The organism is Streptomyces sp. NPDC007164 (genome assembly GCF_040634135.1).
GTDB lineage: Bacteria > Actinomycetota > Actinomycetes > Streptomycetales > Streptomycetaceae > Streptomyces > Streptomyces sanglieri.
In genome coordinates this window covers 21,993-45,214 of sequence record NZ_JBEYFB010000048.1, presented here as the reverse complement: position 1 = coordinate 45,214, position 23,222 = coordinate 21,993, and the positions used below count along the sequence as shown (strand labels likewise).

At 71.9% G+C, this 23,222-nt stretch carries 19 protein-coding genes and 2 pseudogenes; 10 read left to right on the top strand and 11 right to left on the bottom strand.

Going from position 1 to position 23,222, the window contains the following annotated elements; translation table 11 throughout:
• Positions 1 to 64: 64 nt before the first annotated feature.
• The 4 genes from ABZ622_RS35125 to ABZ622_RS35110 all read right to left on the bottom strand — a co-directional run bounded on the left by ABZ622_RS35125 (position 65) and on the right by ABZ622_RS35110 (position 3,686).
• Positions 65 to 544, bottom strand: coding sequence for an NUDIX domain-containing protein (locus tag ABZ622_RS35125; RefSeq protein WP_124719350.1), 480 nt, complete (start codon positions 542 to 544; stop codon positions 65 to 67).
• A gap of 30 nt (positions 545 to 574) precedes the next feature.
• A complete protein-coding gene (gene lnt / locus ABZ622_RS35120) occupies positions 575 to 2,149 on the bottom strand; it encodes an apolipoprotein N-acyltransferase (protein ID WP_360550304.1) in 1,575 nt (524 codons plus the stop codon).
• 128 nt (positions 2,150 to 2,277) lie between these two features.
• Positions 2,278 to 2,841: a hypothetical protein gene (locus ABZ622_RS35115; protein WP_360550299.1), complete on the bottom strand. Its 564-nt coding sequence runs from the start codon at positions 2,839 to 2,841 to the stop codon at positions 2,278 to 2,280.
• Positions 2,842 to 2,900: 59 nt separating this feature from the next.
• Entirely contained in the window at positions 2,901 to 3,686 is a 786-nt protein-coding gene (locus ABZ622_RS35110) for an aspartate/glutamate racemase family protein (RefSeq protein ID WP_360550297.1), read from the bottom strand.
• Between the two features lie 58 nt (positions 3,687 to 3,744).
• Here ABZ622_RS35110 and ABZ622_RS35105 point away from each other — a divergent pair, with 58 nt between their 5' ends.
• Positions 3,745 to 4,917, top strand: a complete 1,173-nt coding sequence (locus ABZ622_RS35105; protein ID WP_360550295.1) for a glycosyltransferase — start codon at positions 3,745 to 3,747, stop codon at positions 4,915 to 4,917.
• A 52-nt stretch (positions 4,918 to 4,969) separates the two neighbouring features.
• Here the strand turns inward: ABZ622_RS35105 and ABZ622_RS35100 are convergent, their stop codons facing one another.
• From ABZ622_RS35100 to ABZ622_RS35090, 3 genes and pseudogenes are all read right to left on the bottom strand, one after another.
• Positions 4,970 to 6,295: a TerD family protein gene (locus tag ABZ622_RS35100; protein ID WP_360550293.1), complete on the bottom strand. Its 1,326-nt coding sequence runs from the start codon at positions 6,293 to 6,295 to the stop codon at positions 4,970 to 4,972.
• Positions 6,296 to 6,540: 245 nt separating this feature from the next.
• Positions 6,541 to 7,144 (bottom strand): annotated as a pseudogene (locus ABZ622_RS35095) (IS630 family transposase); the annotation flags it as partial.
• 45 nt (positions 7,145 to 7,189) lie between these two features.
• A complete protein-coding gene (locus tag ABZ622_RS35090; RefSeq protein WP_360550291.1) occupies positions 7,190 to 7,570 on the bottom strand; it encodes an antibiotic biosynthesis monooxygenase in 381 nt (126 codons plus the stop codon).
• Positions 7,571 to 7,850: 280 nt separating this feature from the next.
• On the opposite strand from ABZ622_RS35090, the gene ABZ622_RS35085 reads away from it, so the two are divergent.
• On the top strand, positions 7,851 to 9,674 hold the full coding sequence (locus ABZ622_RS35085) for a choice-of-anchor A family protein (protein ID WP_360550289.1): 1,824 nt from the start codon (positions 7,851 to 7,853) through the stop codon (positions 9,672 to 9,674).
• 96 nt (positions 9,675 to 9,770) lie between these two features.
• Positions 9,771 to 10,466 carry a L,D-transpeptidase gene (locus ABZ622_RS35080; RefSeq protein ID WP_360550287.1) on the top strand — a complete coding sequence of 232 codons (696 nt, stop codon included), beginning with the start codon at positions 9,771 to 9,773 and terminating at the stop codon, positions 10,464 to 10,466.
• 82 nt (positions 10,467 to 10,548) lie between these two features.
• Here ABZ622_RS35080 and ABZ622_RS35075 read toward each other — a convergent pair.
• Positions 10,549 to 11,004: pseudogene (locus ABZ622_RS35075) on the bottom strand (TetR-like C-terminal domain-containing protein); the annotation flags it as partial.
• Between ABZ622_RS35075 and ABZ622_RS35070 the strand changes: the two are divergent.
• The gene (locus tag ABZ622_RS35070) at positions 11,005 to 12,066 is read left to right on the top strand and encodes a 2,4-dienoyl-CoA reductase (RefSeq protein WP_360550285.1); all 1,062 of its coding nucleotides are present in this window, start codon (positions 11,005 to 11,007) and stop codon (positions 12,064 to 12,066) included.
• Positions 12,067 to 12,142: 76 nt separating this feature from the next.
• On the opposite strand, the gene ABZ622_RS35065 is transcribed toward ABZ622_RS35070, so the two are convergent.
• A complete protein-coding gene (locus ABZ622_RS35065; RefSeq protein WP_360550283.1) occupies positions 12,143 to 13,117 on the bottom strand; it encodes an alpha/beta hydrolase in 975 nt (324 codons plus the stop codon).
• 312 nt (positions 13,118 to 13,429) lie between these two features.
• Between ABZ622_RS35065 and ABZ622_RS35060 the strand changes: the two genes are divergently transcribed.
• Positions 13,430 to 13,945: a DUF6630 family protein gene (locus ABZ622_RS35060; protein ID WP_360550281.1), complete on the top strand. Its 516-nt coding sequence runs from the start codon at positions 13,430 to 13,432 to the stop codon at positions 13,943 to 13,945.
• A 55-nt stretch (positions 13,946 to 14,000) separates the two neighbouring features.
• On the opposite strand, the gene ABZ622_RS35055 is transcribed toward ABZ622_RS35060, so the two are convergent.
• The gene (locus tag ABZ622_RS35055) at positions 14,001 to 14,927 is read right to left on the bottom strand and encodes a PfkB family carbohydrate kinase (protein WP_360550279.1); all 927 of its coding nucleotides are present in this window, start codon (positions 14,925 to 14,927) and stop codon (positions 14,001 to 14,003) included.
• 358 nt (positions 14,928 to 15,285) lie between these two features.
• Between ABZ622_RS35055 and ABZ622_RS35050 the strand changes: the two genes are divergently transcribed.
• The 3 genes from ABZ622_RS35050 to ABZ622_RS35040 all read left to right on the top strand — a co-directional run bounded on the left by ABZ622_RS35050 (position 15,286) and on the right by ABZ622_RS35040 (position 19,215).
• Complete coding sequence (locus ABZ622_RS35050) at positions 15,286 to 15,792, top strand: DUF6643 family protein (RefSeq protein WP_360550277.1); 507 nt, start codon at positions 15,286 to 15,288, stop codon at positions 15,790 to 15,792.
• A gap of 298 nt (positions 15,793 to 16,090) precedes the next feature.
• Positions 16,091 to 16,624, top strand: a complete 534-nt coding sequence (locus ABZ622_RS35045) for a hypothetical protein (protein WP_360550275.1) — start codon at positions 16,091 to 16,093, stop codon at positions 16,622 to 16,624.
• 152 nt (positions 16,625 to 16,776) lie between these two features.
• Positions 16,777 to 19,215 carry a right-handed parallel beta-helix repeat-containing protein gene (locus ABZ622_RS35040; RefSeq protein WP_360550273.1) on the top strand — a complete coding sequence of 813 codons (2,439 nt, stop codon included), beginning with the start codon at positions 16,777 to 16,779 and terminating at the stop codon, positions 19,213 to 19,215.
• On the opposite strand, the gene ABZ622_RS35035 is transcribed toward ABZ622_RS35040, so the two are convergent.
• Positions 19,185 to 21,578 (bottom strand): hypothetical protein, encoded by a 2,394-nt coding sequence (locus ABZ622_RS35035; protein ID WP_360550271.1) that lies wholly within the window; start codon positions 21,576 to 21,578, stop codon positions 19,185 to 19,187. The genes ABZ622_RS35040 and ABZ622_RS35035 overlap by 31 nt on opposite strands.
• A gap of 186 nt (positions 21,579 to 21,764) precedes the next feature.
• Between ABZ622_RS35035 and ABZ622_RS35030 the strand changes: the two genes are divergently transcribed.
• Complete coding sequence (locus tag ABZ622_RS35030; protein ID WP_266918126.1) at positions 21,765 to 22,601, top strand: DeoR/GlpR family DNA-binding transcription regulator; 837 nt, start codon at positions 21,765 to 21,767, stop codon at positions 22,599 to 22,601.
• Positions 22,602 to 22,669: 68 nt separating this feature from the next.
• Positions 22,670 to 23,122 (top strand): SRPBCC family protein, encoded by a 453-nt coding sequence (locus tag ABZ622_RS35025; RefSeq protein ID WP_360550269.1) that lies wholly within the window; start codon positions 22,670 to 22,672, stop codon positions 23,120 to 23,122.
• The last annotated feature ends 100 nt before the right edge of the window (positions 23,123 to 23,222 follow it).

Here is a 23,222-nt window from a genome sequence, read left to right as displayed (position 1 = left end):
GCTGTCCCCCCCCCCCCACGGCGGGGGGGGCGCGGCCCCCCACCCGCCCGGCGGACGACGCCGTTCACTGCCGGGCGGTGGGTTCGAACCAGGTGGGCTCGTCGGTCATGGACTGCTTGATCCGGAAGAGCCCGAACTCGTTCAGCGGCGGCAGCGCGTCCACCGGGAACCAGCCCACCTCCAGCGATTCGTCGTCGTTGACGCATGCCTCGCCGCCGGTCGCCCGGCAGCGGAAGGTGACGTCGAGGTACTGGCAGCGGTCGCCGTTCGCGTACTGCACGGGCTCCAGGGCCTGGGTGAGCACCACCCGCTCCGCGACACAGTGCACGCCCGTCTCTTCGTACACCTCGCGCTCCGCCGTTGCCGCCGGCTGCTCGCCCGGCTCGCAGATGCCGCCGATGACCGACCATTTGCCGGTGTCTGAACGGCGTCCGAGCAGCACTCTGCCCTCGTCGTCGAAGACGATCGCGGTGACGCCCGGCAGCAGGAGCAGTTGCTGACCCGCGGTGGCGCGGATCTCGCGGATGAAATCAGGAGTTGCCATGGGCCCGACCCTACGTGGCGCGCCGGGGCGTCACCGGGCGCGCCGGCTCCGTACCGCACGGACGGCGACCAGGCCGAGCCCTGCCACGGCGATCAGCACCAGCACCCCCTCGGGGAGCGTGCCCATCCGGGTCGCGGGCGTCAGCGAGGACCTCAGCGGCACCTCGTCCACGAGCGCGTCCGGGGTGAACAGCTTCGTCTTCTCGACGATCTTCCCGTCCGGGCGGATGACGGCGCTGACCCCGCTGGTGACGGGGACCACGACGGACCGGCTGTGCTCGACCGCCCGCACCCTGGACATGGCCAGCTGCTGGTAGGTCATCTCACTGCGGCCGAAGGTGGCGTTGTTGCTCGGTACGGCGATCAGCTGGCCGCCGTGCATGACGGTGTCCCGTACTGCGTCGTCGAACGCGGCCTCGTAACAGGTCACGAGCCCCACGTTCGTCCCCGCCAGGTCGAAGACCCCGACCTTCTTCCCGGGTCCGAAGTCGCGCTGCACCCGGTCCACGTCGGAGCTGAAGATCCGGGCGACGGAGCGCATCGGCATGTACTCGCCGAACGGCTGGATGTGGCGCTTGTCGTACGTGTCGACGGGGCCGTTCTTCGGATCCCACTGGATGAGGGTGTTGCGCAGGTTCCCGCTGTCGGGCTCGACGACCGCGCCGATCACGGTGGGCACGCCGATCGCCTTCACCGCGTCGTCGATCAAGATCCGGGCGTCGGCGTTGCGGTACGGGTCGAGGTCGGAGGAGTTCTCCGGCCACAGGACGAAGTCGGGCTGCGGGACCTTGCCCTCCTTCACCTCCTGGGCGAGCTGCTCGGTGCGGCGCACATGGTTGTCCAGGACGGCGCGGCGCTGGGAGTTGAAGTCGAGTCCGAGCCGGGGCACGTTGCCCTGGATCGCGGCGACGGTCGCGGTGCCGTCCTCGGCCGAGTCGTCGACCAGGGGCAGCGCGGCGAACGCGCCGACAACGGGTACCAGGACGGTCGCGGCCACGGCGGCGACGGCCGCCCCGGGCAGCGTGCCGGTGCGCCGGTGGGCGCGGAAGCGGAGCACCGCCTCGCAGAGACCGAAGCCGCACAGCACCACCGCGAAGGAGAGCAGCGGCGTGCCTCCCAGGGCGGCGAGCGGCAGGAACACACCGTCCGCCTGGCCGAAGGCGATCTTCCCCCACGGGAAGCCGCCGAACGGCACCCTGGCCCGGACCGCCTCGTCGAGTGCCCAGACCGCGGCGGCCCACAGCGGCCAGCAGGCGAGGCGGCTGACCGCGGCGATCCCGATGCAGCCGACCGCGATGAACAGCGCCTCGGCGGCGGCCAGGGCCAGCCACGGCACCGGGCCGACCTCCTCGCCGGTCCAGTGCAGCAGCGGCAGCATGAAGCCCAGTCCGGCGAGCAGACCGAGTCCGAATCCGGCGCGGAGCCGCTGTCGGTGCAGCACCCAGCCGAGCAGGGCGAATCCGGGCAGCACCAGCCACCACAGGGGTCGCGGCGGGAAGCTCAGATACAGCAGGACGCCCGCGATCACCGCGGCGGCGGGCCGTACCAGGCGTCGCCTGCGGGACACGGGGGGCGAGGCTGGCTGCGCGGCTTCGACTGAGGTGATGGTGGCGCTCACCCGGCGGAGTCTACGGTGGCCGCCTGTGTGTCCGGCAGCCGCGCCCGCCCGGTGGCCCCCTTCGTACCGGATCGTTCCGTCGCTCTCCCGTACGGATCCGGTCCCCGCCGTTCCGGTCAGGCTCCGGCCGTGGCGCCGGTCGCCGGCAGGTGCAGGCGTTCGCGGATGAACCGGACGCCCGCCTCGGCGTCGTCGACCGTGATGGTGAACGTCCTGCCGTCACCGAGCCTGAGCACCAGGCCCTCGCCCCTGCGGACCACCACGGCCGTGCCCTGCTCGGGGCGCCAGCGGTAGCCCCAGCCGCCCCATTGGCGTGGGGTGACCTCGGGGACGAATTCCGCGCCCACCACGTGGGTGAGCAGGATCCGGCGGCGCGGGACGCCCATGTGGCCGCAGCGCACCTCCAGGGCGTCCCCGTCGATCCTGACGGCGACGTTCACGAAGGCGAGGGTGCCGAACAGCATGAGCAGTCCGGCGGCGACACAGCCGATCACGGACATCAGCAGCGGGGCGATCCCGGAGGTCCAGTTGGAGGTGACGGCCAGCTGGACGCCGAGTGCCAGACAGGCCGCGCCCGCGGCCGCGAGCACCCACTGGGCCCGGTTGGTGGCCCGGCCGATCCAGACGGCGGACCGGGCGTCGGCTCCGTCCTGCCGGGGTTTTCGGGGGTGGTCCCTCATGTCAAGCAGCGTACTCAGGAATCCGCACGCCGGGGATGGGTCGAACGGCCCGCGCCGGGTCAGCGGGCCGGGCTGACCGCCCCCAGCAGCCGCCCCTCGGCGTAGGCCAGAGCGGCCCCCGGCAGGTCGGCGGGACGGCCGCTGAGGAGCACGGCGAGACCCTCGGACGGTTCGGCCGACGGAGCGGGTCCGGCACCGATCCGGCGCAGTGCCTGGGCGGCGACGGCGCCCGCGGAACCGTGCAGCGCGACGGGCGGCAGACCCGGCTGCCGTACGGCGGCACGGATACGTTCGGCGACCAGCTCGTAGTGGGTGCAGCCCAGGACCACGGCCCGGACGTCGCGCGGGGTGCGGGCGGCGGCCGCGGCGATGGCGAGATCGATCGCGGTCTCGTCCGCGTTCTGCACGGCGTCGGCGAGACCGGGGCAGGGCACCTCGGTGACCTCGACGGAGCCGGCGAATTCACGGATGAGTCCGCGCTGGTACGGGCTGCCGGTGGTGGCGGGCGTGGCCCAGATCGCGACCGGGCCGCCGCCGGCGACGGACGGTTTGATCGCGGGGACGGTTCCGATGACCGGCAGCGTGGGTTCGAGCTCGGCGCGGAGCGCCGGCAGGGCGTGCACGGAGGCCGTGTTGCAGGCGACGATCAATGCGTCCGGCTGGTGGGTGGCGGCCGCGCGGGCCACGTCGAGCGCGTGGGCGGTCACGTATTCGGGCGTACGCGGTCCCCAGGGCATGCCCTCGGGGTCGGAGGAGAGCACCAGATCGGCGTCGGGCCGCAGTCGTCGTACCGCGGCGGCTGCCGCGAGCAGGCCGATTCCTGAGTCCATGAGCGCGATCTTCACCCGGTCACCATAGTCGACCGCCCTTGCGGTTCCGCCCCGGTGGGGCAGACTGCGGCGAATGAGCGCCGTTGCCTGGATCGCCGTGGGTTCGCTGGCCGCATGGGTGTGGCTGCTGCTGGGACAAGGGTTCTTCTGGCGGACCGACCAGCGGCTGCCCCGCCGGGAGGACCCCGCCCGCTGGCCGTCCGTCGCGATCGTGGTGCCCGCACGCGACGAGGCCGACATGCTGCCGGTGAGCCTGCCGTCGCTGCTGGCGCAGGACTATCCGGGCCGGGCGGAGGTCTTCCTCGTCGACGACTGCAGCAGGGACGGGACCGGGGACGTGGCCCGTGCGCTGTCCGTGCGGTTCGGGGGGCTGCCGGTGACGGTCGTCCAGCCGGGCGAGCCCGGGCCCGGCTGGACGGGCAAGCTCTGGGCGGTCTGGCACGGGATCTCGCTGGCCCGGACCAGGAAGCCGGATTACCTGCTGCTGACCGACGCCGACATCGCGCACGAGCCGGACAGTCTGCGGGAGCTGGTGGCCGCTGCCGAGTCGGGCGGCTTCGACCTGGTCTCGCAGATGGCCCGGCTGCGGGTGTCGAGTCTCTGGGAGCGGCTGGTCGTGCCCGCCTTCGTGTACTTCTTCTCGCAGCTCTATCCGTTCCGGTGGGTGAACCGGGCGGGTGCCCGGACGGCGGCGGCGGCCGGTGGCTGTGTGCTGCTGCGGACCGGGGCGGCGGAGCGGGCACGGGTGCCGGAGTCGATCCGGCAGGCGGTGATCGACGATGTGTCGCTGGCGCGGGCGGTGCGGCGCAGCGGCGGGCGGATCTGGCTGGGACTCGCCGAGCGGGTGGACAGCGTGCGGCCGTATCCACGGCTGGCGGACCTGTGGCGGATGGTGTCGCGGAGCGCGTACGCCCAGTTGCGGCACAGTCCGGCGCTGCTGCTGGGAACGGTGCTGGGGCTCGCGCTGGTCTATCTGGTCCCGCCGGTCGCGCTCGTCACCGGGCTGTCGGCCGGTGACCCGGTGGCGGCTTGGGCGGGCGGGCTGGCGTGGGCGGTGATGGCGGGGACGTATCTGCCGATGCTGGGCCACTACCGGCAGTCGCTGTGGTTGGCGCCGTTGCTGCCGTTCACCGCTGTGCTCTATCTGCTGGTGACGGTCGACTCGGCGGTGCAGCACTACCGGGGCCGCGGCGCGGCCTGGAAGGGGCGTACGTACGCCCGTCCCGAGGCCGCGCCGGACCGGTGAGCCGAGCCGGTGGTGGGCCGGCGGCGGCAGGGCCGTCCGGACCGCCGGGGGGTCATTTTCGGCCGGGCGTCCAGTTCATGCCCCACCCGTAGGCGTAGTCGATGGTGCGCTGCGGGCTCACTCCGCGCTCGGGGACGAGGTAGCGGGCCTCGCGCTGCACCATGAGGTCTCCCCCGTTGTTGGTCAGGAGCGCCAGTGCGCAGACCGTGGAGGGGACGGTGCACTCGTCGAGCGAGAATTCGATCGGGGCGCCGTGCTGGGGCTGGAGAGTGACGCTCGCATGGAGGTCGGCGAAGCTCCGGGCACCTTCGTAGATGGTGACGAAGATCAGGACCCGCCGGATCTGGTTCTTGTGGTCGAGGTTGACGGTGAGGTTCTCGCCGGTGGTGACGGCGCCGGTGCGGTCGTCCCCGTCGAGGTGGATGTAGGGAGGGTGCTGGAGAGCGCCGAACGCGTTTCCCAACGCCTGCACGACCCCCTTGCGGCCGTCGGTCAGTTCGTAGAGGGCGCAGAGGTCGAGATCGAGGTCCGAGTGGTTGGCGACCGCTCTGCCGAGTTTGCTTCCCCAGCCCTTGAACTGTTTGCGCACTTCCCAGTTGAGATTGACGCGAAGCGCTCCGGAAGTACCGCCCTGTTTGGCGAGGGAGACCGATGGCGCGTCCTTGGTGAGCGTCACCTTGGTGAGGCGGACCGGCGCGGTGGCGGGGGGCGCGGGAGGCACCGGGGGTGCCATCGGCGGGGCGGGCGGGGCCGGCGGCCGGTGGTCGACCCGCGTTGCGCTCTGAGGCTGTTGAGGCGTTCCGGGCTGGTGATAAGGCTGAGCAGGCTGAGGCTTCTGCGGTTCGTCGACGGAAATCCCGAAGTCGGTCGCGAGCCCTTCGAGGCCGCTGTCGTATCCCTGGCCGACGGCGCGGAATTTCCAGGCGCCCTGGCGCCGGTACAGCTCCCCCAGGATGAACGCGGTCTCGACCGTCGCGTCCGCGCTGTCGAAGCGGGCGATCTCCCTTCCGGTCGCCGCGTCCGTGATCCGTACGTAGAGCCCGGTCACCCGGCCGAACGTGCCGCCGTCCGCGGAGGCCGCCAGGACCACCCGGTCGATGGCCGGCTCGACGCGCGCCAGGTCGACCACGAGGTTGTCCGTCGTCCCGTCACCGGCGGTGCGCTTGCCCTCGTGACGCACGGCGCCGGATGCGTGGGCGGGCTGGTTGTAAAAGACGAAGTCGGCGTCGCCGCGCACCTTTCCCGACGGCACGAGAAGGAGCGCCGAGCCGTCCACGTCCGGTGTCCCCGGGGAGGTGTGCCACCCCAGTTCGACCCGCACGGCCTGAGCCGCCACCGGAACATTGGCTCCTTTTAGCATGGTCATGCTCGCCCCCATCGCGAGTCCGGCTGCCCGAAAACTTTTCTCGGCCAACCTAATCCCCCGGACCGTCACAGGAGTCACGGACGTCCGGTCCGGTCCCGGCGATCTGCTGGGCGCCCCTCCCCCGAGTCCGCTCGGCCCGGGTACCGGAACGCCGGCCGGCGGGTGAGCGGTGCGGAAACAGTCCGTGCGTCGTCGGTGACCGGGCCCGCGCCGGATCCCCTGGGAGAGGGGCCCATCGGGCCGGACCCAGTGCCGCATCAGGCAACGTTCGCCCTGTCGATGAGGGCGCGTAGGCGCCGGTCGTCGGCGTGGCGGTTTCTCCGGATGATGAAGCGGCGGATCATGCTGCCCTGCACTCTGTGGTCGGCATGGTCGGTGCCATCGAGGGTGAAGCAGCGCAGGCCGGTGAACTGGGCCTCGATCCGCACCTCGCCGTAGCGGTTGCAGGTCGCCCGCCGCCTGCGGCGTGGTTCACAGTCGGGGTTCTTGTGCTGGCCTCCGTGTTCAGCCCACTGCCGGCCCGGGTGGGGCATCAGGTTGAGGGGGCCGAACTCGTCTATGCAGAAGATGACTTCGGGTTCGCCGTCCTCGGGTATGACCTCGCCGTCGGCGAGCGCGCAGAGGTGTTCGACGCGGGCCTTCTTGGCGGCGTGGTCGGGGTCACGGGAAGTCTTCCAGGTCTTCATGTGTTGAAAGGACACGCCTTCCTCTCGGAGCAGGATGCGCAGGCCCTTGTGGCTGGTGTCGTCGACCACCCCCTGCGCAACCAGGAAGTCCGCCGGCTCGGTCAGGCTCCAGGTGCAAGAACGGCAGATCATGCTCGCTGGACCTCGACCTCGCGATCTCGCGCCGCTCGGGCAGCCTGGCGCGACGGCAATTGCCGCACCAGGAGGCGGCTTCGGTCGGTCAGCCTGCTGTCGGGCTCCGCAGGGTCTGCGCTCGCATGAACCCGTGACTCCGTGCCACTTTCGCCACGTGCAGCGTGTAGCTCTGATACCACTCGGCTTGCCCACCCCTTTGCGCTGCGCGGTGCTCGGCGTTGGTCCGCCACTTCGTGAGGGCGTCGGCGTCCCGGAAGTACCCGACAGTGATGCCCAGCCCGCCAGGAGTTTGCGCGTGGTCCATCCCCAGGAACCCCGGGACGTCCTTCACCAGGTCTTCCATGCGGGCGTCGGTCTCGCTGTAGTCGCTCTGTTCCTGGGTTCGCACCGTAGTGAACACAGCTACGGAATAGGGGGGTTCATAGGCTTCGACGGGCGCAACAGGCGCTTCCGGGCGACCGTTCATGGCGTCACCGTAAGGCGGGACGTGCCCAACGATCCAGCGTCTTTCCTGACCGCGATACATGAGGGATCGGGTTCTTGACCGAAGCCGTCCGAGCTCTCCCTCCAACTCCCGGCAACGGCCAGTAGCCTGCCGGCTCACAGAACGATGCAGGGGACGGGGAACACCAGGTCAAACGTTGCCTGATGCAGTACTAGCCTGTTCGGGTGCTTGCGGCAGCCCTTTGTGGCAGGACGGTTCGGAATCCACTCCGAAATGCAAATCCCTGAAAAGAATGCCCGACATGAGATCAATGACTCGGCGTCTCTCCACGCTGCGCTCACGCGCCGGCGCCACCAGGACCTCCTGCGCCGTGCTCGCCATGGCCGTGCCCGTGCTCACCTTCGGACTGCCCGCCGCGCCCGCCGTGGCCGCCCCCCTGCCCGGCGGGCTCGGGCCCTGCATTCCCGGCAGCTGCCCGGACCCGTTCCCCGGGATCAACAACGGCTCGATCGCCGGGCGGGACGACGCGATCAACGTCTTCGTCGGGAACGACTTCCTGGTACGCGGGCGAGCCGCCGAAGCCGAGGGCCGCGTCGTCGTGCTCGACGACTTCGACCAGAACAAGGACCCGTCCGCCAGCGGTCTGTACAACCTGGGCATCGCCGGTGTCGGCTCCCGGGTGGTGCCTCCGGTCGACTCCGACTTCCTGACCGCCGGCGGCAACGTGACCATCGCCGCCGGGCAGACCCTGGAAACGACCGGCGGCCTGCTGAGCGAGCGGGGCATCGTCCGGTACGCGGGCACGCAGACCGGCGCCGTGAACGGCGAGTTGATCCAGGACGACGCCGCCATCGAGCCGTACGCCGGGCTGCGTGACCAGCTGACGGACGCCAGCCGCTGCTACGCCCGAGTCGACGGCCAACCGCGCACCGCGACGGGTACAGCCGTGAACCAGGGGACGCAGACCCTGTTCACCGGTGACGGGACGTCAGCCCTCCAGGTCTTCAACGTCGAATTCGACATGGTCGGCCCGGGCGGTTCACAGCAGGGCATCGTCTTCGCCGGCATTCCGGACGACGCGACCATCCTGGTCAACGTCATCGGGACGGACCGGGTGCTGAACACGTACAGCGGGGGCATCTCCGACGACACGGACCCGCTGAACGCCTACCGTGAGCGGCTGCTGTGGAACTTCCCCGACGCCACGACGGTCGACCTCAAGGGAACCGGTCAGTTCCAGGGCAGCTTCCTGATGGGTGAGCAGTCCTCGATGACCAGTGTGCAGCTGCCCGGCATCAACGGCCGCTTCTTCACCACCGGGTCCCTGACGCACACCAGTTCCGCGACGGGCGGCGGCGGGCAGGAGTTCCACGCCTACCCCTTCAACGGCGACCTGCCGGACTGTGGCGGACCGCAGCCGGCGACCGGTGAGGTCCGGGTGCTGAAGACCGACACGGCCACCGGCGCTCCGCTCGCCGGGGCCGACTTCGAACTCTGGCGCGAGACCAACGACGCGCCCGGCCTCCAGACCGGCGGCACCGAGCCCGACACCCGGGTCAGCACCTGCACCACTCCGGCCAGCGGCATCTGCGCCGCGACGACCACGACCGGCACCTACTACTGGCGTGAGACCGCCGCCCCCGACGGCTACGACCTGCCCGACCCCAACGTCTTCGGTCCGCTCGTCCTCAGCGAGGAGAACGCCGGCACCGGCGTCCAGACCGAGGCACAGAACACCAGCACGTCCGAGCCGTCCGGCACCGGCCGGATCGATCTGGTGAAGAAGGACCGCAAGAACGGGGAGCCACTGGCCGGCGCCGTCTTCGAACTCTGGCGCGAGACCAACGACGCCCCCGGCCTCCAGACCGGCGGCACCGAGCCCGACACCCGGGTCGACGACTGCTCCACCGACGAGAACGGCGGGTGCTCCTTCGACGACCTGCTGCTCGGCGAGTACTACCTGCGCGAGACCGCGGTGCCGGAGGGCTACGTCCTGCCCGCGAACCCGGTCTCCGGGCCGTACGAGGTGACGGCGGAGAACAGCGGCACCGGTGTGACGGCGACGGTCGAGAACACCCGCGGTGAGCCCTGCAAGGGCAAAACCTGCGAGACCCGGCGCGCGTAGCCCGTCCGCTCACCGGTTCGGCCGTTCACGTATGGCGTCCGAACCGGTGGGCTGGTGCACTGACTGGGCCCCGCACGCGCCGCCAGGAGGTCATCCGTGCACCCAGTCCGCTCCGCCACTGCCGTGACCGCCGCAGCCGCCACGGCAGTGCTCTGCTCGGCCCCTGCCACCATCGCCGCTCCGGGCGGTGCGGCCGCCGCGTGCACCGCTCCCACCGGCCCCTACCAGCGCCCCTTGGAGAAGCACCTCGGCCGCCCCGTGGACGGCCGCCAGTCCGTGGCCGACTGCACGGCGATCCGCGCGTTCCAGCGCGAAAACAAGGTCTCGCGCACCGACGGGTTCGCCGACCTCGGTACCTACCGCACCATGGTCGCCGTCGAGGCAACCCCCGACCCGAACGCCGCGGGCCACTGCCCGACCCGTTCGTACCGGGTCACCTGCACCGACATGGACCGGCAGCTCCTCTGGGTGCAGACCGGGGACCGGGTGGAGTTCGGCCCGGTACCCATCCGCACCGGCCGCGACGCGCAGGAGACTCGGCCCGGCTGGCACTCGATCTACTGGCGCGACAAGGACCATGTCTCGACCCTCTACGACGACGCGCCCATGCCGTACTCCCAGTTCTTCGACGGTGGCCAGGCACTGCACGGCCACCCGGGGGACCTGTACGACGGCGGCGGGTCGGCCGGATGCGTCAACCTGAAGGTGGACGACGCGGCGGCCCTGTGGGACCTCCTGACCATCGACGATCGCGTGTACGTATGGGGTACCAAGCCGGGTACGGCGGGCTGAAGCGTGACGGGGTGGACCGCCGGGCGGCCCTTCCCCTCGGCCGGGCACGGATCACCACCCCCGTACGGCACCGCGCGAACCGCTACGCCCCCGCCCGCACGTGCGGTGCGGCGGTTGCGGGCGACATCGCCGCGGAGGCGGTGAACAGCGCGTGGACGGCGGCGCGCACCTGGCCGGACACCGCCTCGGGAGTGGAGGTGTCGAGCTTGCCGTCGAGATGCAGGAACGCCAGGCCGTGGACGAGGGCCCACACCGTGGTGGACAGAGCGTCGGGGTCGGCGCCGGGGAAGGTCCCGCGGACGATGCGGCGGACGTACTCGGAGATGGCGGTGGTCGCGCCGGCCCGTTCCTCGCTGTCCGGATCGCAGGGCTCCGCGAACATCACCCGGAACAGCGCGGGACGCTCCAGCGCGAACCGGACGTAGGCGACCGCCACCGCCGCGAGCTCGTCGGGCGTCGCGGGCGAGGGACGCGCCGCGGCGAGATGGTCGGCGAGTTCGCGGTAACCCTGCGCGGCGACCGCCGAGACGAGCGCGTCATGGTCCACGCCGAGGCGCTGACCGGCCCGGGCGGCGTGGTGCTCGACGCCGCCGCTCCGCTGGAGCCGTTCGCCGAGTGGGCCAGGGCCGGCAAATCCGGCGGCGGGTCGATCTGGATGCAGATCAACCACCCCGGCCGCCAGATCGGATCCGACATGCCCGGCGTCCTGTGGGGCCCTTCCGCGGTCGCCGTCGACCTGGGCAGGCACAGCAGCCGATTCGGCCGCCCCGTAGCCATGACGCCCGAGCAGATCCGGGCCACCGTGACCCGGTACGCGGTCACCGCCCGGCGCGCCGAGCAGGCCGGTTTCGACGGTGTGGAGGTCCACGCCGCGCATGGCTATCTGCTGTCGCAGTTCCTCTCCCCCCTGGTCAACAAGCGCACCGACCAGTGGGGCGGCTCGCTGGAGAACCGGGCCCGGATGCTGCTGGACATCGTCCGCGCCGTCCGTGCCGCCGTCTCCCCGTCCTTCGCCGTCGCGGTCAAGCTCAACTCCGCCGACTTCCAGCGCGGCGGCTTCGACGCCGACGACGCACGCCAGGTGATCGGGATGCTCGCTCCGCTCGGCGTCGACCTGGTCGAGCTCTCCGGCGGCAGCTACGAGAGCCCGGCGATGTCCGGACGCCCGGCCGACGAGCGCACCCAGGCCCGCGAGGCGTACTTCCTCGACCTGGCGAAGGACCTGGTCGGCACCAGCCCGCTGCCGCTGATGCTCACCGGCGGCATCACCCGGCGCGAGACCGCCCGGCGCGTCCTCGACAGCGGTGTGGCGGTCATCGGAATGGGCACCGCCCTCGCCGTCACCCCGGACCTGCCCGGGCTCTGGCGGACCGGCCGCGAGGCCGACCGGCGGTTGCGGCCGGTGACCTGGTCGGACAAGGCACTCGCCTCGGCCGCGGGCATGGCCCAGGTACGCCACCAGATGCGCCGGATCGCCCGCGGCAGCCGCCCCACGCCCGGCACCCACCCGGCGATCGCCCTCCTCGCCGAACAGTGCAGGCAGCGCGGGGCACTGCGTCGCTACCGAACCTGGCTGAACACGGCGGGGCGCGCCGCGTAGCGGGCCACCGGAGGGGCGCCCCGGGGCTCGCACCCGGATGGCGGGCGGTCCCGTCCAGGTCGCGGGTGCCGGGATCTCAGCTGTCGTGCAGCGCCGACCCCAGGAAGTCGATGGCGATCTTGCGGGCGATGTTGGCGGCCCTGGTGTCGCGCAGGCTGTCCAGGAGCAGGAAATCGTGAACCATGCCCGCCACCCGGACCGCGGTGACGTCGACGCCCGCCTCGCGGAGCCTGTTGGCGTACTGCTCACCCTCGTCGCGCAGCACGTCCGCCTCGTCGGTGACGACCAGGGTGGGCGGCAGTCCCCGGAGCTGCTCCAGGGATGCCCGGAGCGGGGAGGCGTACACCTCGGCGCGCTGGGCGGGGTCGGTGGTGTAGGCGTCCCAGAACCACTTCATGGCGTCGCGGGTGAGGTAGTAGCCCTCGGCGAACTGCTGGTAGGACGGGGTGTCGAAGCCCGCGTCGGTCACCGGGTAGAGCAGGGCCTGGGCCTTGAGGCCGATCCCTCCGCGGTCCTTGTTCATCAGCGCGAACACCGTCGACATGCAACCGCCGACCGACTCGCCGGTGACGGCGACGCGCGAGGTGTCCAGGCCGTGCTCACCGCCGTGTTTCACGACCCACTGGCCCACGGCGTAGTTCTGCTCCACCTGGGTGGGGTACTTGGCCTCCGGAGCCCGGTCGTAGACGGGGAAGACGCCCGCCGCGCCCGCGCCGACGGCGAGTTCGCGGAAGAGGCGGTCGTGGGTCTTGTCGTCGCCGAAGACCCAGCCGGCGCCGTGGATGTAGAACAGCACCGGCAGCGGGCCGCTCACGCCCTTCGGGCGGATGATGCGGGTGCGGACCGTCCCCCACTCACCGGCGTCGACCTCGACCCACTCCTCGTCGACCTCGGGGCGGGGCACGCCGGTGCCGCTCTGCAGGCCGGCGAGGATGGCGCGGCCCTGTTCCGGCGGGACCTCGTAGATCCGGGGGTGCGGGTCCGTGGCCTCGGCCAGTTCCTTCGCGGCGGGTTCGAGCCAGGGGGTGAGGGGAGGCGGGAATTCGGTCATGGGCTTTCCTCGGGTCGGGCACACGGGTGCGTCGTCGCGCGGCTTTCTCAGCCCCTGCTGGTGACGGGTGTTCCGGGGCGGAGACCGCCCACATCCATGTTTGGCGCCCCGGCCGCAAGTCGCAACCGGCACACCAGGCCCCCACACCACCGCAGCAGGTTTGAGGCTCATTCGCCGCGGGTGCACGTCCTGCCGTGGCCGTCCGGCGCGGCATCCGTTGTCACACCCCCGTGCCAGGCTTCTCCGTGAACGCCCGAGAGGGCGCCCCGCCCCCGCGACGACCACGGCACAGCCGCCCGAGGAGCCCACCCCATGTCCAGCACCGACACCGTCCGAGCGTCGTTGGAAGCCACCGCGTCGCTTCTCGCCCCGGCTCATCCGGATGTGGCCGAGCAGGTGTTGCACGCCTACGACGATCCCGAGGGCTATGCGCGGACGCACGCGGCCCAGTTGGATGAGCGCGGCATCCACGAGCCCGTCGCGGAACTCGCATGGATAGCACTCGTGGACGCGCTCTTCGAGCACCGGCTGCTCGCGGAGTTCGACTGGAAGGAGGATCCGCAGGAGATCCGGGCCCACTTGAGGACGCTCGTCTCCCGGCCGTCCGTGGACCCCTGGGCGCTCTTCGAAGCCGACGAGATGTCCCTGCCCACCCACGAGTTCCTGATGGCCTGTGGCCGGCACTACCGCGATGTGGGCGCGGCTCTCGCCGTCCTCGACATCGAATCGGACTGCTACCCGGTGGTCTGTCTGCGCGCCGCGCAGGTCGAAGAGCTGACGACACTCGCCGGCCGTGCCGGGTACACCGCCCAAGGCCTCGGGAATTGAGGGCGTTGCCGTGATCCGCGGTGGGCGTGAGGACGGCGTGCCGGTCCGGCCAGGACTACGAGTTCGCGTTCCGGGCGCGGTCCGGTGCCAGCAGGACTTCCCGCGGAACGAGAGCGGTGGAGCCCGGGGCGGTGCAGGCGTACGCCCCCGCCACGGCTCCCAGCCGGGCGCATTCCAGTGGGCCCCGGCCGGTGAGTCTCCCGTACAGGAATCCGCAGACGTACGCGTCCCCCGCGCCGTTGGAGTCCACCACCGGTGCGGGTGGGGTGGCCGCCGGGATGTGGTGCGGGGTGGGGCCGCCGTCCCGGGTGAGGACGTGGGAGCCGCCCGCGCCCGCCGTGGCGACCACGGTGCCGGCGCGGCCCTCGCGGAGGATCTCCCGCATCAGGGCGAAGGTGCCTTCACCCGCGCCCGCCGCACTGAGGAAGACGAGGTCGGAGCGGAGCGCGAACTCCCGGTGATGATCCGCCAGTCCGTCCCAGTCGTGCAGGTCCGTCGAGACGGGAACGCCGAGTTCCTCGATGTCGTCGTAGAGGAAGCGGGCGAAATTCATAATCGACAGGTGGACGTGGCGGGTACGCCGCAGCTTCGGCAGATAGAAATCCCGGGGCATCCTCAGGTCGGCCGGGTCGCGGGCGTCATAGAACGACATCCGGCGTCCGGTCGCATCCACCAGGTTCACGGCGCGGCGGGTGCCCGCCGGGGAAATCAGCGGAGCGAACTCCACGTCCCCCGCGGCCAGTCGCTCGCGGACCTGGGCGCCGGGCCAGTCGTCGCCGATGCAGTCCAGGAGCGCGACCCTGAGTCCGAGCGCCCGGGAGCCGAGGGCGACGTTCCCACCGGTGTGTCCCGGCCATTCCTCGATCGGCCCGACATGGACCGAGTCGGCGAGCGGGACGGGCAGTGCGTCAACCCGCACGATGGTGTCCACCCCACTGCCGCCGACGACCAGAACGTCGTACTCCGTGTGCTGTCGGATCACCGCTGAGCCCTTCTTCTCCTGCCCCGGCCCAGTATGCCGTGGCCATGAGCAACCGCCTGCGGCCGCATGCCGACACGGCTGCTGCGGGCGGCACATGGGGCTCGGGCATGCGGCTGGGTGCCATATGGAACTCGCGGTACTCACTGAACAGGAGGAGGACGTGAGGGAACACGCCACCGCCGTTCCAAGAAATTCTCCACGGGCGTTGCGCATAGGGCTCTTGGACGGAAAAGCCCCCCGCGACCGACGAAAGCTTTATGGATCTCTTAGCAGGCCGGGCGGACAGAATCAGCGTAAAACGGATGACCCCAAGATTGGGACTCCCCAACCGGCACATCGTGGGCTTAACTTAGGTGTCATGACCTCCCCCCGCTCCACCTACGGCGGCGGCTACTACGCCGCACCGTCGTTCCCCGACACTCCGATCTACGACTCCCTGGTCGCGGAGCGGGGCACCCCTCAGATCGCTCCGATCCGAGTGCCTGCCGCCTATGACACCGGCAACAGCTATCTGCCGGCTCTCCCGGCGGCGCTGCCGGCTCTTCCCGCGGCGCCTTCCCAGCCCGGTCCGTCGTACGGCTACCAGCAGCCGGCGGCTCAGCAGGGTTACGCGCCGATGCAGCCCGCGCAGTTGCAACACGCGCAGCTGCAGCACGCCCCGGCGCCGTACATCCCGCAGCAGCCGTCCGCGGCCCGGGGCGGTTACCAGCCGCCCCACCCGCAGCAACAGCAGCGGCCCGCGCCGGGCACCGGCTACGAGGCGATGCGTCCCGCGGCGCCGCGTCCGGCGCCGCAGCGGCCGGCCCCGGCGCCCTCGCCCTACGAGGACCCGTACAACCGCCCGTACCAGGGCCGGGGGTACTGAGCCGACCTCACGCGCAGTCGCACGGAGTCGTCGTCGAGCCATGGGGACTCGACGGCGACTTCGGCGTTCCCGCACCCGACGGCCCGTCAGCCCGGTCCGGCGGGCGGGAACTCACGGGGGTGGTCCGCGCGTTGGCCGGGGTGAAGTTGCTCTCTCTTCGCTCCTTCAGCACGCGAAGCGTGCCGTATCAGGCTAAGACGGATACGGAAGGGGGTGCGGGTCTGTGCGAGCGGTTACGGGTGTATGGCGTTGGCGGCACAATCCCCTGCGCCGCACCACTGACCGGCGCGAGGCGTGGTTGGCTCTTGTCGCGTTGCTCCTGATGGTGCCGGCGGCGCCGGTCCTGGGCTGGGTGTGCGGATCGTACACGGACGACGCCCTGCAGAAATCGGTGCGGGCCCAGCAGGCCGGGCGCCGTGCCGCCACCGCGGTGGTGCTGCGCCGGGCACCGCGGCCGCCGCGTTTCGCCACCGATCCCGAGGTCTCCTCGGAGCACACCGCGCAGATCCCGGTGGTGGCCCGCTGGAAGGCCCCGGACGGCACCGCCCGCCGGGGCACGGTGACGATTTCCTCCCGGAAGACCGCCCCCGGCACGAAGGTGGAGATCTGGACGGACCTCGACGGCCGCCCCGCCTCGCGTCCGATGGACGCTCCGACGGCCCGTACGCACGCGGTGCTGGCCGGGCTCGGCACGACGATGCTCGCCGTCGGACTGATCGAGGGCGTACGGCAGCTGGTCGTCCGGCGCATGATGCGGTCGAGGTACACCCGGATCGACCAGGACTGGGCCAGGACCGGTCCGGACTGGGGCAGGACCGGAGCCGGCAGCTGATCAGCTGCTGATCGGGGCAACTCCCGCCCGCCGCGCGCGCTACGGTGGACCGGCCCGCCCGCTTTCCCGGTGGGCGGTCCCGGGATTCGCCGCTGCCGCAAGGCCGGTGACACGGGCATCACGCACGCACGAGGTGGGGGCACAACAGCGCCATGGCACAGGGCACGGTCCAGGTGACGCACACCGGCACATCGCGGTGGCGGCGCCGCACAGGCGAATACGCCTCCCTCACCGCAGCCCTGGAGGCCGCGGCCGACGGTGATGTCCTCACCATCGCCCCGGGCACCTACCGGGAGAATCTGGTCCTGCACCGGGCGGTGACCCTGCGCGGGCCCGAGGGCTCCGTGGGCTCCGTACGGATCGCGCCGGCCGACGGGGTGCCGCTGACCGTCCGCGCCTCCGCCGTCGTCTCGGACCTGCATGTGGAGGGCCAGGACTCGACGGCCCCCGCGCTGCTGGTCGAGGACGGCGCACCGGAGATCGCGGACCTGCGGATCGTCACCCGTTCCGCCGCCGGGATCGAGGTGCGCGGCACGGCACGGCCGACCGTGCGCCGCTGCACGGTCGACAACCCCGCCGGGGTCGGCATCGCCGTACTCGACGGCGCGGGCGGAGTGTTCGAGGAGTGCGAGGTCGTCTCCGCCGGGCAGTCCGGGGTCTCGGTGCGCGACGGCGCGCATCCGCGGCTGGAGCGCTGCCGGGTCCACCACGCGTCGGGCGCGGGCCTGAGCGTCACCGGCGAGGGCAGCGCCCTGGAGGGCGTCGGCTGCGAGGTGTACGAGATCAAGGGCAGCGGGATACAGGTGACCGCGCGTGCCGCCGCCCACCTCACCGACTGCACGGTGCACCGCACTTCGGCGGACGGCGTCACGCTCGACACCGACGCGGTTCTGACCCTCGCCGACTGCGACATCCACGACATCCCGGAGAACGCGGTGGACCTGCGTTCCCGTTCGGTGCTCACCCTGACCCGCTCCACGGTGCGCCGCTTCGGCCGCAACGGCCTCTCGGTCTGGGATCCCGGTACCCGGGTCGACGCCAACCAGTGCGAGATCCACGACAGTACGGGCGACTACCCGGCGGTCTGGGTGAGCGACGGGGCGACCGTGATACTTGACTCCTGCCGGGTCCATGACGTGCCGGACGCCATTTTCGTGCTGGACCGGGGCTCGCGTGCCGATGTCGTCGACAGCGATCTGTCCCAGGTCCGCAACACCGCGGTCTCGGTGAGCGACGGGGCGACCGCGCAGCTGGACGACTGCCGCATCCGTGAGGCGTCCACCGGCGCCTGGTTCCGCGACCACGGCAGCGGGGGCACGCTGAACAACTGCACCATCGACACGGCGCAGACCGGGGTGATCGTCACCAAGGGCGCCGACCCGACGATCGAGCGCTGCACGGTCACCTCGCCCGCCGAGGCCGGTTTCTACGTCTCCGCCGAGGGCCGCGGCACGTTCAACGGCTGCCGGGTCACCGGCAGCGACGGCTACGGCTTCCATGTGATGGACGGTTGCCGTACGACGCTGACCCGCTGCCGGACCGAGCGGTGCGCCCGCGGCGGATACGAGTTCGCCGAGCCGCCCGTCACGCGCGGGGACGGCCGGGGAACCGGCCCCGTCGTGGAGGACTGCACCAGCGACGAGAGCGCGCTGCGCTCCCCCGCTCCCCCGGCGCCCACCGTGCTGACGGCGACCCAGTCGGCCCCCGGACTGCTCGACGGGGTCCCAGGGCAGCGCGCCGTCGAGCCCGCCCCGGCGGAGGTGCCCGCCACCGCGCCGGCGCGCGGCTCGGACGCGGTGCTCGGGGAATTGGACGCGCTGGTGGGCCTGGACAGCGTCAAGCGGGAGGTGCGGGCCCTCACGGACATGATCGAGGTGGGCCGTCGGCGTCAGGAGGCCGGGCTGAAGGCCGCGTCGGTCCGCCGCCACCTCGTTTTCACCGGCTCCCCCGGCACCGGCAAAACCACCGTGGCCCGGCTGTACGGCGTGATCCTCGCCTCGCTCGGGGTGCTGGAGCGGGGCCATCTGGTCGAGGTGTCCCGGGTGGATCTGGTCGGCGAGCACATCGGCTCGACCGCCATCCGCACCCAGGAGGCCTTCGACCGGGCGCGCGGCGGGGTGCTCTTCGTCGACGAGGCGTACGCCCTGTCGCCCGAGGACTCCGGCCGGGACTTCGGCCGGGAGGCGATCGACACGCTGGTGAAGCTGATGGAGGACCACCGGGACGCGGTGGTCGTCATCGTCGCCGGCTACACCCACGAGATGGAGCGGTTCCTCACCGTGAACCCCGGTGTGGCGTCCCGTTTCTCACGGACCATCACCTTCAGCGACTACGAGCCCGCCGAGCTGCTGCACATCGTGGAGCAGCAGGCCGACGAGCACGAGTACAGCCTGTCCTCCGGCACCGGGGAGGCGCTGTTGAAGTACTTCACCGAGCTTCCCAAGGGTCCGGCGTTCGGCAACGGCCGTACCGCGCGCCAGACCTTCGAGTCGATGGTGGAGCGGCATGCGGGCCGGGTCGCCCAGCTCGCCGAGCCGAGCACGGACGACCTCACCCTGCTCTACCCGGAGGACTTGCCCGAACTGCCGTGAGTCCGCCGGGCCTTGCCGGTGCCCTCCCCGTCGGCCTGGCGGGGCAGGACCGGGTCCAGCCGTTCCAGGAGCGCGGCCCGCTCCTGGGCGAAGACCGGGTCCGCCTGGTAGTCCGAGTGCCCCAGGACGGCTTCGGGCAGCGGATGTTCCCGGGTCCGGCCGTAGACCAGGGGGTCCTTCAGCGGACCGCGGTCGACCTCGGGTCCGGGGGCCTCGTCGAGCCGGACCCGGCCGCCGATCGGGTCGGTGGCCCGCCACAGGTTGCGCCAGCAGTGCACGGAGCGGTGCATCGCGTGCAGCGGTCCGGGGCCGAAGTAGGCGGGGAACCAGCGTCCGTACAGTCGCTCGATCGGCGAGCCGTAGGTGAGCAGGGCGACCCGGCCGCGGGTCTCGGCGGGCAGCTGCCAGACCGCGGAGGCGGCGAGGACGCTGCCCTGGGAGTGTCCGGAGATGACGAGCCTGCCCCCGGTGAGCGCGGTCCAGCCGGACATCCGTGACGCCAGGTCGGGGACGGCCCGTTCGGCGTAGCAGGGCGGTGCGAAGGGGTGGGCGGCGCGCGGCCAGAACGTGCCGACGTCCCAGAGGATGCCGATGGTGCGCCGGGCCGAGGCGTCGCGGTAGGCGCGCCGTCCCCAGGTGACGAAGAGTATGAAGCCGAGGCCGACCATCCAGGAGCCGGTGGACTGGGCTGCCTGGGCGACGGACTCGATGAACGGGCCGCTGCCCTTCATCGCGAGTCCGGGCACCTGGCCGCTCACCCAGGCCCCGCAGACCGCCGCCGCGCCGAGCAGCAGGGTGGCGCCGCAGACCGGGCCGAGGATCCAGGGCGCGGAGTCGGTGAGGGCGGCGGTGGCCTGGATCCGGGCGATCTGCCGGGTCCGGGCGGGGTCCGGGCGTTCGTCCTCGTAGGCCCGGTCGATCCCGGGCTCCAGGGCGCGGGCGGCGAGCCAGGTCCGTACGAGCAGCAGCAGGGCCGGGACGGCCAGCAGCACCAGGAGTACGGGGATGACCGACGCCTGCCAGCTGAGCAGCACCGGCGGGCCCTCGATGACGGAGCTGCGGCCCATGCCGGGGGTGCCGGGTCCGTCGAGCCAGTCGGCGACGCGCTGGGAGACCCCGCCGCTCATGACGCCGCCGAGGGCGCAGGCGAGCATCGCGACGACGGGCCCGCCGAGTCCGTACATGACGGTGCGGGGCTCGGGGGTGCGGCGGTACAGGCTCAGTGACACCACGGCGAGCACGACGACGAGTGTCCCTTGGCCAAGGGTGATGACGCTGAAGGCGAGGTCGCCGGGGAGGGCGCCGGACGAGGCCCAGTCGGGGCGGGACCAGGCGGCGTACGCCGCGGCGAGGACCAGCAGGGTCAGGGCCGCGCCGGGCAGGTAGGTGATGAGGGCGCGGTCGAGCCGGTTGTCGAGGCGCCGTTCGCTGCGGCCCCGGCGGCAGACCACCCAGAGCACCACGAGTCCGCCGAGGACCAGGGCCGCCTCGATCAGTCGGCCGATGATGCCGGGTACCGGGCCGGTGACGGAGCGATCGTGGCGGGCCGCGGCGCCCGCGACCGAGGCGGCGACGGTCAGGAAGCCTGCGGCGGTGTGGGCGGCTCGCAGCCGGGCGACCAGTCGGCGGCCGTACCAGAATCCGGGCCGGCCGAGCGCGGGGCGGCCGGCCGGGGTGGTGCCGGTGGTGGCCGGCGCGGGTGTGGGGTCGAGGTCCTCGTCGGGTTCGGTTCCGGTGAGCGGGCGCTGTGATTCGTAGGCGCTCCAGGTCCGGTTGGACAGGAACCACAGGAGCGCCACCAGGGCGGTGGGCACCAGTGCGGCGAGGGCCAGCCTGCGGCCCGGCTGGGACCACCAGCCGCCCTGTGCGGTCGACAGGAAGCCGAGCCAGGACCGCTGGTTCGAGCAGTTCGGCACGCCCGCGCACTGCCAGGCCGCCAGGTCGAGCGCGACCTCGCAGGCCGCCGCCGTCAGCAGCACGGTGAGGCTGAGCGCGACGAGCCGGACGAGGACGCCGTACAGCCGCACCGTGCGGGTGCGGGAGCGGGCGGTGGGGCGCATCCAGTGGGCGAGGTTGACCACCATGAACGGGAGCAGCAGCAGCCACAGGGCGCGGGAGCCGTTGCCGGAGGTCAGGTTGGACCAGCAGTAGGCCTCGGGGATGGGGCGGTCGCGGTACCGCTCGGGGTGCTGTTCGGCGTCCGTGTCCTCGGCCCGCCGGTAGATCGCGGCGGTCGCGTCGCCGGTGATCCGGACCGTACGCGGATCGTCGAGCATTTCCTGGGGGGTGGCGCCGCCCACGCCGTGGACCAGCAGTTCCAGCGCGGGCCCGGGACTCTGTGGGGCCTGGGTGGCAGGTGGCACGGGAGTGGCTCACTCTCTGGGTCGTGGGGGGGTGTCGATGCGGGGTCATCAGAATCGCGGAAGGGGGCCGGTGGCCGCACCGCTCTCACGGAATCTCCCCAGTGCGGCGCCCGGCGACACCGCGTGGCAGGATGACCCCGTTCGAAGAGACTGCTGCACGGCCAGAGGGAAGGACCGGACCCGGCGTTGAGCGACAATCAGAACCTGCTCGCGGAGCAGCGGCGCGCCCTGATCCTCGACGAGGTGCGCAGGCGCGGCGGGGTCCGGGTCAATGAGCTGACCCGCAAGCTGAACGTCTCCGACATGACGGTGCGCCGGGACCTGGACGCGTTGTCCCGTCTGGGGGTCGTCGAGAAGGTGCACGGCGGTGCGGTTCCGGTGGTCGAGGCCAGTACCCACGAGCCCGGTTTCGAGGCCAAGTCGGCGCTGGAGCTGAGCGCCAAGGAGGACATCGCGCGAGCGGCGGCGGCCATGGCGGTGCCCGGCAGCGCGATCGCGCTGTCCGGCGGTACGACGACGTACGCGCTCGCCCAGCAGTTGCTGGACGTGCCGGATCTGACGGTGGTGACCAACTCGGTGCGGGTCGCCGATGTCTTCCACGCCGCGCAGCGTCCGGGGGGCGCGGGCGGGGCCCGGCCCGGGGCCGCCACGGTGGTGCTGACCGGCGGGGTGCGGACCCCTTCGGACTCGCTGGTGGGTCCGGTCGCCGATCAGGCGATCGCCTCCCTCCATTTCGATGTGCTGTTCCTCGGGGTGCACGGGATCTCGGTGGAGGCCGGGCTCTCGACGCCGAATCTGGCGGAGGCCGAGACCAACCGGCGTTTCGTCCAGTCGGCGCGGCGGGTGGTGGTGGTCGCGGACCACACCAAGTGGGGCACGGTGGGCCTGAGTTCGTTCGCTTCGTTGGATCAGGTGGACACCTTCGTGACGGACGCGGGGCTGTCGGCCGCCGCCCGTGAGGAGATCGAGGAGCACCTGCCGGGGCTGGTGGTGACCGGCGCGGTCGCGGCGGGCGACTCCTGAGCCCTGAGCCATAGCACGGATTCCGCTCGGCTCGCTACGGGCGGTGCCCGGGCCTTTAGGATCGTACTGTGGCCGTCTTCCGGATCGAGCGCTTCACCTCCTTGCCCGCCGCCGAGTCCTGGCGCCGGGTGACGGACTGGGAACGGCACGCCGCGCAGGTGCCGCTGACCACGATCACCGTCCCCATGGGGCTGCCGACCGGCGTCGGAACCGTTTTCGTGGCGCGCACGGGCGTGGGGCCGCTGGCGTTCGACGACCCGATGGAAGTAGTGCGGTGGACGCCGCCCGCGGCCGGGCGCGCGGGGCTGTGCCGGCTGGAGAAGCGCGGTTCGCTGGTGCGGGGCCGGGCGTCGATCGATGTGTATCCGACGGATTCCGGTTCGCATGTGGTGTGGGTGGAGGAGCTGGGCATGCGGCTGCTGCCGCGCTGGTGCGATCCGCTGATCGCCGGGGCGGGCCGCCGGGTCTTCGGCCGGGTGCTCGACAGCATGCTGGACCGTCCGACGGGTCGCCGTCCGTAACGTGGCGCCGGGGCCGGTCCGTACGCGCGGGGGCGCGACGGCTCCACCGGCCACGACATCTGATGGTACGTCAGCTATGGTGTGGCACGGCCCCGTCCGC